Here is a 12,189-nt window from a genome sequence, read left to right as displayed (position 1 = left end):
GCACTCAAACCCCATAAACGGCTCTATTTTCAGCGTGGGTTTCATGCGCTATCCCTGTTGCAGCAAGACTTCTAGGGACGTTGTCACCCGTTCAGGTTGTGATCACTTGAGCCTGGTTGATGTGGATTCCCATTATGATCTAATGTCCTACAAGTCTGACTGGTAGCCATTGCCAACGGTTTTTCACCAAAACTATTGGCATAATTTGGATTGGCTCCAGCATTAAGGAGTTCTTGAACAATAAATGGCTGTCCTTCACAAGAGGCTGAAATTAGAGAATCACTTAAGGCCTCGTTCGGAATGTAATCCCACTTTGCACCTGATGCAAGTAGTTTCTCCACAAAAGCATCATTTCCAAAAGTCGCTGCATGAGAAAGTACGTAATAAGGCTGATCAAAAAAAGTTCTTTCTTGGCTTTGATAATTGGGATCGAATCCCTGAGCGAGTAATGAATCTACTTTTCCGAGATTGTCTGTGGATATAGCATTCAACATGTCTTCATACATTTGCTCTGCATTATCTGCTCCATTCACATTGTTCTGAGCATATGTTTTATTTGCTTGATACTCTTGTGCCTTTTGTTGAGCTACTGCATAGTTTGGATTTGATTGTGGTACAGACTCCATTAATTCAATCGCTTGCTGCCAAGCATTAGCCACATTAGACCACTCTTCTGATGTGCTGGCTGTTTGAGTCAGATCAGAGGCAGTAGTTGCTTGATTGACAGCATCTCTGAACGGGTCTGTTTCTGAATCTTGAATGGCTTCACTAGATGGAGCATCAGTTGTTGTTTCAGATACTGCATCATTTGAATTGCATCCTATCAAAAAAATAATCAATCCTGTCAGAATGAGCAAAGCAGATCGTTTTGAAGTTCGAGTCATTACTTTTTGCTTCCTTCTATAACCTATCTAAAACATTAAAAACAGGATCAACAAGTGGGTTTTATTTTTGACATCCATTGCTGTTCAGTGGCTTTCAATAAATTTTACCTCTACATCAACTTTTCCAGTCCGCTGCAATAGCCTTGTTGTGCTCTGTTGACATAGAACGTAATAAATATGGACTAAAGCTGTACTAGTATTTGGCTACATCTTGTCTTAAAGCTTAACACCTGCTAGAAAATGCTATGCAGATAGCTTAAGTAAATCTTCATGGTCTGTGTAAAGACCAAAGATATTGAGCGATCGCTCTCCTCAAATCACCCCAAGAGCGATCGCTGTCGAATATTCAAGCTAACTTTGTTGATCAATAGGTAAGGTGAGCCCTGCCGATCTATTTCAGTCAATAGGGGGTTCGGTGCATGGTTGGGGATCGGGGTCGATGGATGACCGGCAGGTGTACCGGATTCTTCCTCAAGGCGATCGCTCTCTTGTTCCCGGTTAGCTTAGCGTTCACGGCTGAGGTATAGCTAGTGTGTCTGGGAGTTTGCTTGTAATATTTATGGAAAGGATTCATGTTTGCCACAAATTTTGCGAGAAAATCCATGAAGCAACTTCGTAGATGGGCATTGGGGCTGATCATTGCCCTGGCTGCTTTAGTAGGCGTTGTGGGGCTGCAAGCGCCAGTTCCAGCCCAAGACGCTCCAGTCCAGGAAACTCCTGAGGTGACTCTAGAGATAGCTGGGCTCACCGTGGAAGAGGTCGCCGAGGGTGTCTATACCTTGGTGGCTAGCACCGACTTTCCGCCCGCAGACTTTGCCACGACCGCCATTTGCAACGTCACGATTGTCGTTGGTTCCGATGGGGTGTTGGTTCTCGATACCTTTCAGAACCAAGCTTTGGCAAACCTAGCGTTTGCAACCGTGGCAACCCTCACAGACCAGCCGATTCGCTACGTCGTCGATACCCACTATCACTTCGATCATTCCGGTGGCAATGCAGCAGCAGAGGCACTAGGATTGCCGATTTTAGGGCGAGGGCCCATCCGTGAGTTTATGCTAACCCGCAACCAGGAACTCGATCCGACCGTGACGCCGCCAAGTGTGGTGGTGAATGGCACCTGGGATCTATGGTTGGGCGATCGCCAAGTTCAGTTGGTCGAATTTGAAGGTCATTCCGGCGGCACCGATTTGGTGGCCTATATCCCTGACGTGGATGTGCTGGTGACGGGGGATATGTTATTTGCTGAGCGGCTGCCCTATCTGGCAGATGGCGGTATCCGGGTATGGCAAGATAATCTAGAGATGCTAGCAGAAACCTACAGCACAGCCACGGTGGTGCCTGGGCATGGGCCAGTGGGCGATCGCACCAATCTAGATAACTTGAAGGGCTACCTAAACACCCTAGAAACCCTAGCCCTGCAATGGAAAGAGCAGGGGCTATCGCTTGAGCAGGCGCTTGAGCAAGCCTCTCTGCCTGAACCCTACGCTAGCTATGGCTTTCAGGGTATGTTTTCTGGCAATGTGGAAGTAGCTTATCAGCAGATCACCTTGGGGCATGATGATGCGGCGTCCATTCGCACCTATTTTCAAGCGCAAGCGCCGGAGTTGCAAGCTCTGTAGGCAGTTCTTATCCATTTTTGATGCATAGCGTGCGCTCAGAACGGCAGATGGTTGGTTTATCCCAGTTGTCTGCCGTTATTCTTTCTGCGGCTCTGTATTTGCCAGGGCTGGGTCTAGCTAGTGATTGAAAAGGTAAGCTACTCTGCACGTATCGTTCATGCTTGGGTACCATGATGATGGTAGAGCAAGTAAAGGATCTATGTCTTTTACCGTAGATTGAAAATTATTAAACTAGTTCATGTTTATGAAGTTTAAGTGAATGATCACCCCCTCGCCCTAGAAACCTGCGGGGCAGCCCTATAATTTAGCTATGCGTTCGTTCACCTGATGGGTTTAGGTCTGATGTTACAGATAAGTTCGTGACTGTAGAATCGTCTAGAGATCTCAGTCCTGATTTAGTCATAGCGTTTCGTCGAGATTGCTAGGGGTCTCCCCTAATTTGGTGGACTAGGGGCGATCGCGACAGTCGTAAACTCGTCGGTTACCCTGGAAAAGAGCGTCACGGATAGTGTGAAGGTTATTCTAGGTTCGTGATTTCTCGGGTTGCCTAAAGTGTTGAGCCATCCGTTAAAACCGTCACGACATAGGGGAGAGATGGGTATGATCAAGTGGGTTCGAATCAAGGGTCAGCGATCGCTCTCCCAGGGGCTGATGTTCATCGTGCTGATGGTGATCACTGTGGGCATGGTGATTGGCTGTTCGTCGTCGCCCCGTGCGACCCCAGTGGCTTCCTCGTCTGCTCCGGTGCGATCGGCCCCCAGCCCTGAGCTATCCGTGGGCACCAACTTGACGGGCATTGCTGATTGGTCAACCCAACTGCCGTTTTTGGATGCGATGAAGTCGTCCCGGCGCTGGATCACCCAATGTGTAGATACCGATCCGGGCTGTACGGGCCAGTGGAGCACTGAGGAGGGTGATGCCCTGGATTTGGATGAGCATGGCTGGCCGAAGTCTTTACCAGCTCCCGATGATGCGCCCATTTTTACCCGAGTGGCGACGCTCATGTTCCGGGAAATTAATGGACGCTATCCCGGCGGGCAGTATGTGGTGCTCTATGAGGGAGAGGGTACCTTAGGCTATGGTTTTGATGCTCGCAAGGATGAGGCGGCTTCGCGACCGGGGCGGGATGTGATCAACGTAACGCCGTCCCATGATGGAATTTTGTTGATTGTGAGCGCAACGGATCCTAATCGTACGGGCGATTATCTGCGTAATATCCACGTGGTGCCCATTGAGGCAGAAGAGACCTTTGCAACCGAGATTTTTAACCCCCTGTTACTTGAGCGACTGCAGCCGTTTCAGTCTTTGCGGCTGATGGACTGGATGCGTACCAATGATTCCACGGTCAGTGAGTGGAGCGATCGCCCCCAAGTGGATGACTATACCTACAGCCTCAAGGGCGTGCCGCTGGAGATCATGATCGAACTGGCGGAGCGGCTGGGGGAAGATGTGTGGTTCTGTATGCCGCACATGGCAACAGATGACTACATGCGTCGCTTTGCGGAGTTGGTGAAAGAACAACTGGATCCGAGTCTCAAAATCTATGTAGAACTGTCGAATGAAGTCTGGAACTGGATGTTTGAGCAGGCCCACTATGCCCTAGATCAAGGTAAGGAACGTTGGCAGCAAGAGGGCGATGTGTTTATGCAGTGGTACGGTATGCGGACGGCCCAGATGGCAGATATCTGGTCTGAGGTCTTTGCCGACCAGCGCGATCGCTTGGTGCTGGTGCTGGGTACCCAAACCAGTTGGCGCGGCTTAGAGCGGGCGGCCCTAGACTGTCCTCTATGGGTGGCGGAGGGCAATACGCCTTGCTATCAGCATGTGGATGCCTACACAATCACCGGCTATTTCACCGGCGGTATGGTGTTTGATAATAACATCGAGACGGTGGAAGGCTGGCTGGATGAAGGGCAAGACGTTGCCATCGAGAAGGCGATCGCTCAGCTTTCCCAGGGCGGCATGTTGGAAGATGGCGACCATGATGGCAGTATTCCCGGCATTCGCGAGCTGTTCGACTACCATGCCGCGATCGCCCAGGAGCGGGATTTATCTCTCTTGGTCTATGAAGGTGGGCAGCATTTGGCCTTGCCCGATCATGAACGGCTGACGGAGTTTTTTATTGAACTGAATCGCCATCCTGAAATGTATGACATCTATACGCAGTTGCTCAACGAATGGCGTGATGCCGGTGGGGCAGTGTTTATGAACTTTGCTGACTTTGGGGTTCCCAGTCGCTGGGGCAGTTGGGGCGTGTTGGAAAATGTGGCGGATGAGGAGTCGCCGCGCTACAACGCCCTGGTTGATTTCATTCGCGATCATTCGTAATTATCATCGCGGTCGTCTGTACGGGTTTACCGATCGATCTGCTGTAAGCTAAATCAGCATAATGTCCAGCGGAGATAAACCGGTACACCGATGAGTACGGCAACACAGGGAGCGATCGCGGCGGGCCATGCCTGCACGGCGGCGGCGGGATTGGAAATGTTGCGCCTTGGGGGCAATGCCTTTGATGCGGCGGCGGCGGCGGTGCTGGCGGCCTGTGTGGCGGAGCCGGGGCTGACGTCGTTGGCAGGGGGCGGTTTTTTGCTAGCCCATACGCCGCAGCGTAATGTGTTATTCGACTTTTTTACGCAAACGCCGCGCCGTAAGCGGCCGATCGATCAGGTGGATTTCTTCCCGGTGACGGTCAATTTTGGCAAGGCGGTGCAGGACTTTCACATTGGTCTAGGGGCGATCGCTGTTCCGGGAACCATCGGCGGTATTTACCATGTACAGCAAACCTTGGGACGGCTGCCCTTTTCGGTGGTGACGGAGCCGGCGATTCACTATGCCAAGACGGGGGTGGAGGTGAATGCATTCCAGGCCTATTGTTTTCAACTTTTGGAACCGATCCTGCTGCGCGATCCGGCTATGCGCCAGGTCTATGCGCCTACCGGGGTTTTAGCACAACAGGGCGATCGCCTCACCATGCCCGACTTTGCCCGCACGTTAGAGCATTTGGCCCAGGTAGGGGTAGAGGATTTCTATCGGGGAGAGCTGGCTCATCAGTTGATTGCCGATTGCCAGGAGCGGGGCGGGTATTTGACCTTGGAGGATCTCGATCAGTATCGGGTGATCGAACGGCAGCCCCTGGCGATGCAGTATCGTGGCAAAACGTTTATCACCAATCCACCGCCCAGCTCGGGTGGGGCGTTGATCGGCTTCTCCTTGGCTTTGCTGAATCACGTGGAGTTGTCCCAGATGACGGCGGGCAGTCCTGACCATGTGCGATTGCTGGCGGCGGTGATGCGGTTGACCAATCAAGCGCGGAAGGATGGCTACGATCGCCGTCTCTATGACCCGGATGTGGCCCAGCAGTTTTTGGCTCCGGCTCACCTAGCGGCCTATGCTGAGCACCTGCCGGTGAATAAATGGGGCAGCACCACCCACATTAGTGTCGTCGATCGGGAGGGCAATGCTGCTAGTGTCACCAGTTCCAATGGCGAGGGCTGTGGCTATGCGATTCCGGGAACGGGGGTGATGGTCAACAATATGTTGGGCGAAGCTGACCTGCATCCCCACGGTTTTCATAGCTGGACGGAAGACGTGCGCATTTCGTCCATGATGGCTCCCACGATGATTTTGGAGGGCGATCGCCCCTCGATGGTTCTAGGGTCAGGGGGGTCGAATCGAATTCGCACGGCCATTTTGCAGGTGATCTCAAATCACCTAGACTTTGGCATGGATCTGGAGACGGCGGTGCATCATCCCCGCATCCATTGGGAAGATGGCATGATGAATATAGAACCGGGATTTCCGTCCCTCGATTGCGATCGCCAACAGTTTCCCTTTGACCAAGGCGTTCTGCAGTGGGAACAGCAAAATATGTTCTTCGGCGGTGTTCATGCGGTGATTCGCCAGCCAGACGGGACGCTAGACGGGGTGGGCGATCGCCGCCGGGGTGGCTCGGTGTCCCTGGGCTAGAGTCGCGCTCATGCCTGTCCTGTCTGGGGTTCTAGGGGACAAGCATAAAAAAAGGGAGAGCAACAGGGCTCTCCCTACCATCAGGGTGCATCTACATAACATAGTATGGCATCCCAAGGGTGAGGGGTCAAACCCCCTACCGTGGTTTTTCGCAAAAGAATCGTGAAGTTTTGCCGATCGCTTGATGTCTTCTTTACATATGCTAGGAGTCCTAAAACTCTGTAAGCTTTGCTGGGTAAGGGTTTAGCTCTTGGGATGCTCATGAAATGGTCATTCTATAGATCTCTGACTTCAAAGAATACTCATGGTGCATTGCCTATGGACATCTCTCCTGAGATATCGAGTTTTGGCATCTAGGCTGAAGACATCTATTCCCATCGTTGGGTTGAATCAAGGAGTAATGGTTCACCGTCGGAGGCACGAGTTGCCAAAGATAGCTTCTAGCTCAGGTTGATCACCTTGAGAGTTCCCATGGAAGTTGCCCGATTTTGGGCAATCGATCATACACTGACACATGGTCTATGTTCCCTCACACATCCCGGTCAAACGGGAGCCAAGTTTATGACGCCAGACCCCACCTCAGACGCAACGCCCAATGGGGCCCAAGTTTCTGCCCTCGCCCAATCGTTGGCTGAAAGCAATGCCAACCCCCAAGTGCGGTTCAAAACCGAGGGAGGACGGCTCTTGCTGCTGTTGCCACCTGAGTCTGATGCTCAGGTTTCTGTCACCTGGAATGAACTCTATCAACAGCTTAAACATCGCCTAAATGCGGGCGATCGCTTTTGGAAAGATGGTACGTCGGTGCATTTAATTGGCCGCGATCGCCTTTTGGATGCTCGGCAACTGCAAGCGATCGCCGATGCTCTGCTCGATGCTGGGCTCACCCTAAAGCGAATTTACACCAGCCGTCGGCAGACTGCCGTGGCCGCCGCCACCATTGGCTATTCCGTGGAGCAATTATCTCCCGTGACGCCCCTCACCCAGTCCAGCGGAGAAGCTAGTAATCCCCTGGCCGATCCTCTTTATCTGCAAACTACGGTGCGATCGGGGATGGAAATCCGCCATCCGGGCAGCATCATTATTCTCGGGGATGTGAATCCAGGGGGCAGCGTGATTGCCGATGGCGATGTTCTCGTATGGGGCTATCTACGAGGCATGGCGCAGGCGGGCGCTAGCGGCAATGATCGCTGCGTGATCATGGCGCTGCGCATGGAGCCGACCCAAATTCGCATCGCCCAGCGGGTGGCCCGCGCGCCCGCCTCGCCTGATGACTACCATCCGGAAGTGGCCTACGTGGCCTCGGAAGGAATTCGTATCGCGCGGGCCGCCGATTTCCCTAAAATGCGGTTAGACTCTAGGTCAAGCTAAGCGCTTGTGGGACTCGATGGGCGATGGAGAACTATGGGCAGACCGCTTGTTCTGGGGCATCCTCCTTCTGTCCTCCATGCAAGCGATCGCCTCCCCTCTAGCCCGCTTGGACAAAATGCCCTAGAGTAATCAGGGATTGATTTCGGTCTTCCTCGGAATGGTGATTTAGACTGGGTTCTATCCACCACCGAGCATTGGATTCGAGACTCCTGGGGTGCTGGGGTTGAGATGAATGCTCCGCTACCTCTCTGTTGTTGTCTATTCGGTAATCGCCACAATCCATGAGTCGTATCATCGTTATCACGTCTGGCAAGGGTGGAGTTGGTAAAACCACCTGCTCCGCTAACCTGGGGATGGCGATCGCCCAGCGAGGGCATAAGGTCGCGGTTGTGGATGCAGACTTTGGTTTAAGAAACCTCGATCTCCTCCTCGGGCTAGAAAATCGCATTGTCTACACCGCCGTGGAAGTGCTGGCGGGAGACTGTCGGCTGGATCAAGCCTTGGTGAAAGACAAGCGGCAGCCCAACCTCGCCCTGCTGCCCGCTGCCCAAAACCGCTCCAAGGATGCGGTGACGCCGGAGCAAATGAAGCAGTTGGTGGAATCGCTGACCGAGTCCTTTGATTTTGTGATCATCGACAGTCCAGCGGGCATCGAGCAAGGGTTTCAAAATGCCACCATTGCTGCCAAAGAAGCGCTAATTGTCACAACGCCAGAGGTGTCGGCGGTGCGGGATGCCGATCGCGTGATTGGGCTTTTGGAAGCCAATGATATTAAAAATATTCGGCTGATCGTCAACCGCCTCAAGCCGGTGATGGTGCGGGATGACATGATGATGTCGGTGCAGGATGTGCAGGAAATCCTGGCCATTCCCCTGATTGGCGTCATTCCCGATGATGAACGGGTGATTGTCTCCACCAACCGGGGCGAACCGTTGGTGCTGTCAGAAAAACTCACCCTAGCGGGGATCGCCTTTGAAAATATTGCCCGCCGTTTGGATGGCGAAGAAACGCCGTTCCTAGATCTGAGTGCGGCCCATGATGATTTGTTTTCGCGGATTCGGCGGATGTTTAGGAGTTCATCCCGTTAGCTAGGAGGAGCTGTGGTTATCTCCGTTGACATGGTTCTGTTTGGGTGCAGCCCTACCGGCTTAGCAGCGCAACTGAATAGGTTGGATGAACAACCAAACTGCACATCGTCTCTTTAAGTGGCAAAGCTTATGATCGGTGAATTAATAGACAAATTACTCGCGCGCGGAACATCCGAAACGAGCCGCACCTCAGCGAAGCGGCGCTTGCAGATTGTGCTCGCCCACGATCGCGCTGACCTACCCCCGGCCCTGCTCGAACAAATGCGCCAGGAAATTCTAGAGGTGGTGTCTCGCTATGTGGAGATTGACTCCGACGGCACCGAGTTTTCCCTAGAGAATGATCAACGCACCACGGCTCTGATTGCCAACCTGCCGATTCGTCGTGTCAAGGCTGAGCCGACACCAGACGCCTAGAAGCTGGCAGCTAGATATGCCTTGATCATGCCCAGATACTCAAAAACTGGAAGATGGCCTGCATCTCCCAGCTCTTGTATGGAATTCAACTGAACTTCAATTGGAATTCAATAAATGAGTAACCCTACGCCGCTGTGAGCCCATAGGCAGACATGCGCATGATTTCGCGAGTGTTGAAGCCAATATTGTTGAGGGCTTCACCGTAGCTGATCATGAAATCTTCGACGAGGGCTTCTTTTTCCATCGCCAAAACATGGGCGTCGGTTTCCACCTGGTTTAGCATTCGCCAAACGATGGGCAGATTTTGCCGATTGGCGTCTTCTAGCTCCGCCTTGGCGGTCTCAAAGTTGGCCTTCAGCCACTCTTCACCAAAGTTGAGGTGGAGATATTCGTCTTTGACAACACCTTCCGTGATCTTGCGGGCAAAATCATCGGCGACGGGGATATAGATGTTGTAGGCGGCGATCGCAAAACACTCGATGATCAAGGACTGAATTAGCAGACAGGTGACAATCTTGCCTTCTGCCGCTGCAGTTTGAAAGTTTTGATGCAGGCTGGAAAAGAACTCTTTAGCAAAGTCCATATCCGGCGAAACATCGAGGTTACGTCCACATGCTTGGAAGCCCTTTTTGTGGCGGTTTTCCATCTTGGCGAGCTTCAGCAACTCATCCTTGCTGTCGGCCATCATGTCAGCAAGCTGCTGGTAGTTTTCGTAGGCCTCTTGCTCTCCTTCAATGACGATCGCATTGATGCGACTGTACGCATCTTTATAGGTTTCACTTTGAAAATCAAGTTCTGGGCTAAGCTCAAGCTGCGGCATAACGTTGCGTCTCCTCAATCAAAACGGTGCCTTTGATCCACACAAGCGTCAGGGTCGTGGTCGGTACGCTCAGGTTGTTCATATATATAGTCAGAGGGCTGGGTCAGGCCTCCCTTAACCTACACCCTAATAGGTTTCGGGGGAGATTTACAAGCATTCAGGTTCACCCATAGGAATATTGCATCTTTTTCGCACAAAACGAAGTTGGATATTTATCAATAGTTCTGACTAAATCAGCAAAATCGATGGTTTTGTGCTGAGTATTGATTCTGTTCAAGCAAGTCCATAGAGGAACTTCAGACCATGATCATTAGGGGGAACGCTATCTGAATGCCGTGGTTCAACCATGATTCTTTAGGGGATGATGATGGGGTTCTTCATACTAGTCTAGCGATTGACTCTGTTGATCGACGGCTCAACGGGGCAGAAAATCCTGCTTGATGCTGGTCTGGCAATCGGTTCAGCGATTTTGAACAAAGGGCAGGATCCCGCGATCGCTTCAATCTACTCGATCATGCCCCAGGTTTCAGGATTGCCGTTTGTTCCGATAGAGACTCCCAGTATCTCCGTAGCTGTTAGGCAAAGCCGTAACGCATCTCTTTGGATATACCAACGATGTCTAGTTCAGCCGATCGCCTCCTCTGGAGCCATCACTTCATCGAGCCGACTGTGTTAGATTCACGATCTAAATCTGAACGATGCCTCTGTTTTGGAGTCTGTCTTGGAGATGTATGCCCGAAGAGTTGTACCCGGCGAGTAGTGATCCAAAGGATGGGATGGAGACATCCTGGTTTGTTCGGTGGATGCAGTCAAGGGCGATCGCTTGGTTGACGGTGGCCGGTCTTGGTCTGGGCGCGCTGCTGGTGCTGGCTCCCCTGGGCGTGATGCTGCTCATCTCCTTTCAGGGGGATGGGGCAGAATCGTTGTCCTTGGCTGGGCGATCGTGGTCTTGGGCATCCTATCGGCTGGCTTGGCAGCAGGGACATTTTCTGCTGAGTTTTGCTAACTCCACCCTGGTGGCCTTGGCGGTCACCCTACTGCAGGTGTTGACCTCGACTCTGGCAGGGTATGCGATCGCTCGTTTTCAGTTTCGCGGTCGCCGGCTCTTGCTGTTGGCGATCGTGGCAACCCTGGTGATTCCCTTTCAGCTTTTGGTGATTCCAGTCTTCATGGTGCTTACTTGGGGGCATTTGATCAATACCTACGCGGCGCTGATTTTGCCAACGGCGGCTAGTGGATTTGGGATTTTTTGGATGCGGCAATGTTTTCAGTCTCTGCCGATCGATTTGGAAGAAGCCGCCATGCTAGATGGGGCGACGCGCTGGCAGGTGCTGTGGCGGGTGGTGTTTCCTTTAGCCCGTCCGGCGGTAGTGACCCTAGTTCTACTCACCTTCATTGGCGAATGGAATGATCTGTTTAAGCCGCTGGTGTTTACCACGCGTCCAGAACTACGCACCGTTCAGCTTGCCCTAGCCGACTTTCAGGAGCAGTTCACCAGTAGCTGGTCGCTGTTGATGGCGGCGGTGGCGATCGCCACTCTGCCGGTTGTCCTGCTTTTTCTGATCGGCCAGCGTCAGTTTATCCAGGGAATTGCTACCACGGGTTTGAAAGAATGACATCATTCCAATGCTGTTCAGCAAAATTCCAGCCCGCTTTGTGTAGTTCGCGTTGGGTTTGGGCAAACTAAACGGAGTGAATCACACGATGTACCATGGGGCAAGATGGACAATGGGTTAGCAAGCTATCATTCAGGCATGACCTAGATGCTTGAATCCCTCTAAGCTGCACACCAAGCGAGGGGGCTTATCAGGCTTGACGCATTTAGGTCAAGTGGAGCACTATGGTCAATTGTCTGCGATCGCTCAGTATGTCATCACCCGCCTGCTAAAGGATCTATGGAACCTAAGCCAGTCTGGGGCCAGTCCGTTCGTAAGTGGTGGTGTAGATCCCAACAGCAATGGGACGGCATCGATCATCATGGATGTGTCGCTCTCGGGGATATTCCAGGGTGATGCACCGATCGGGTAAAT

The 12,189-nt window shown here is 52.3% G+C and carries 10 protein-coding genes; 8 read left to right on the top strand and 2 right to left on the bottom strand.

The genetic code is table 11. From position 1 onward, the window contains the following. Positions 1-83: 83 nt before the first annotated feature. A complete protein-coding gene (locus JUJ53_RS08945) occupies positions 84-884 on the bottom strand; it encodes a hypothetical protein (RefSeq protein WP_204151658.1) in 801 nt (266 codons plus the stop codon). Positions 885-1,486: 602 nt separating this feature from the next. On the opposite strand from JUJ53_RS08945, the gene JUJ53_RS08940 reads away from it, so the two are divergent. The 6 genes from JUJ53_RS08940 (at position 1,487) to minE (ending at position 9,339) form a co-directional block, all read left to right on the top strand. Beyond that, positions 1,487-2,503, top strand: a complete 1,017-nt coding sequence (locus JUJ53_RS08940; RefSeq protein WP_204151657.1) for an MBL fold metallo-hydrolase — start codon at positions 1,487-1,489, stop codon at positions 2,501-2,503. 600 nt (positions 2,504-3,103) lie between these two features. Then, positions 3,104-4,831: a hypothetical protein gene (locus JUJ53_RS08935; RefSeq protein WP_204151656.1), complete on the top strand. Its 1,728-nt coding sequence runs from the start codon at positions 3,104-3,106 to the stop codon at positions 4,829-4,831. Positions 4,832-4,921: 90 nt separating this feature from the next. After that, complete coding sequence (gene ggt, locus JUJ53_RS08930) at positions 4,922-6,469, top strand: gamma-glutamyltransferase (protein WP_204151655.1); 1,548 nt, start codon at positions 4,922-4,924, stop codon at positions 6,467-6,469. A gap of 561 nt (positions 6,470-7,030) precedes the next feature. Further along, positions 7,031-7,837 (top strand): septum site-determining protein MinC, encoded by an 807-nt coding sequence (gene minC, locus JUJ53_RS08925; RefSeq protein WP_204151654.1) that lies wholly within the window; start codon positions 7,031-7,033, stop codon positions 7,835-7,837. 281 nt (positions 7,838-8,118) lie between these two features. Continuing rightward, the gene (minD, locus tag JUJ53_RS08920; RefSeq protein WP_204151653.1) at positions 8,119-8,925 is read left to right on the top strand and encodes a septum site-determining protein MinD; all 807 of its coding nucleotides are present in this window, start codon (positions 8,119-8,121) and stop codon (positions 8,923-8,925) included. 129 nt (positions 8,926-9,054) lie between these two features. Then, positions 9,055-9,339 carry a cell division topological specificity factor MinE gene (gene minE, locus JUJ53_RS08915; protein ID WP_204151652.1) on the top strand — a complete coding sequence of 95 codons (285 nt, stop codon included), beginning with the start codon at positions 9,055-9,057 and terminating at the stop codon, positions 9,337-9,339. 124 nt (positions 9,340-9,463) lie between these two features. Here minE and JUJ53_RS08910 read toward each other — a convergent pair whose 3' ends face one another. After that, a complete protein-coding gene (locus tag JUJ53_RS08910) occupies positions 9,464-10,159 on the bottom strand; it encodes an aldehyde oxygenase (deformylating) (RefSeq protein ID WP_204151651.1) in 696 nt (231 codons plus the stop codon). A gap of 803 nt (positions 10,160-10,962) precedes the next feature. Between JUJ53_RS08910 and JUJ53_RS08905 the strand changes: the two genes are divergently transcribed. Both JUJ53_RS08905 and JUJ53_RS08900 read left to right on the top strand, forming a co-directional pair. Beyond that, entirely contained in the window at positions 10,963-11,775 is an 813-nt protein-coding gene (locus tag JUJ53_RS08905; protein ID WP_204151662.1) for a carbohydrate ABC transporter permease, read from the top strand. A gap of 151 nt (positions 11,776-11,926) precedes the next feature. Further along, positions 11,927-12,187: a hypothetical protein gene (locus JUJ53_RS08900; RefSeq protein WP_204151650.1), complete on the top strand. Its 261-nt coding sequence runs from the start codon at positions 11,927-11,929 to the stop codon at positions 12,185-12,187. Positions 12,188-12,189: the final 2 nt, after the last annotated feature.

Origin of the sequence: Leptolyngbya sp. CCY15150 (genome assembly GCF_016888135.1) — a bacterium.
GTDB lineage: Bacteria > Cyanobacteriota > Cyanobacteriia > RECH01 > RECH01 > RECH01.
The sequence above is the reverse complement of the archived record's forward strand: the minus strand, read 5'-3'. Positions and strand labels throughout refer to the sequence as shown.

Coding starts and splice junctions, on each gene's coding strand:
- minD (WP_204151653.1), top strand. CDS start 8,119: ATGAGTCGTATCATCGTTATCACGTCTGGCAAGGGTGGAGTTGGTAAA.
- minC (WP_204151654.1), top strand. CDS start 7,031: ATGACGCCAGACCCCACCTCAGACGCAACGCCCAATGGGGCCCAAGTT.
- JUJ53_RS08945 (WP_204151658.1), bottom strand. CDS start 884: ATGACTCGAACTTCAAAACGATCTGCTTTGCTCATTCTGACAGGATTG.
- JUJ53_RS08910 (WP_204151651.1), bottom strand. CDS start 10,159: ATGCCGCAGCTTGAGCTTAGCCCAGAACTTGATTTTCAAAGTGAAACC.
- JUJ53_RS08935 (WP_204151656.1), top strand. CDS start 3,104: ATGATCAAGTGGGTTCGAATCAAGGGTCAGCGATCGCTCTCCCAGGGG.
- ggt (WP_204151655.1), top strand. CDS start 4,922: ATGAGTACGGCAACACAGGGAGCGATCGCGGCGGGCCATGCCTGCACG.
- JUJ53_RS08940 (WP_204151657.1), top strand. CDS start 1,487: ATGAAGCAACTTCGTAGATGGGCATTGGGGCTGATCATTGCCCTGGCT.
- JUJ53_RS08905 (WP_204151662.1), top strand. CDS start 10,963: ATGCAGTCAAGGGCGATCGCTTGGTTGACGGTGGCCGGTCTTGGTCTG.
- minE (WP_204151652.1), top strand. CDS start 9,055: ATGATCGGTGAATTAATAGACAAATTACTCGCGCGCGGAACATCCGAA.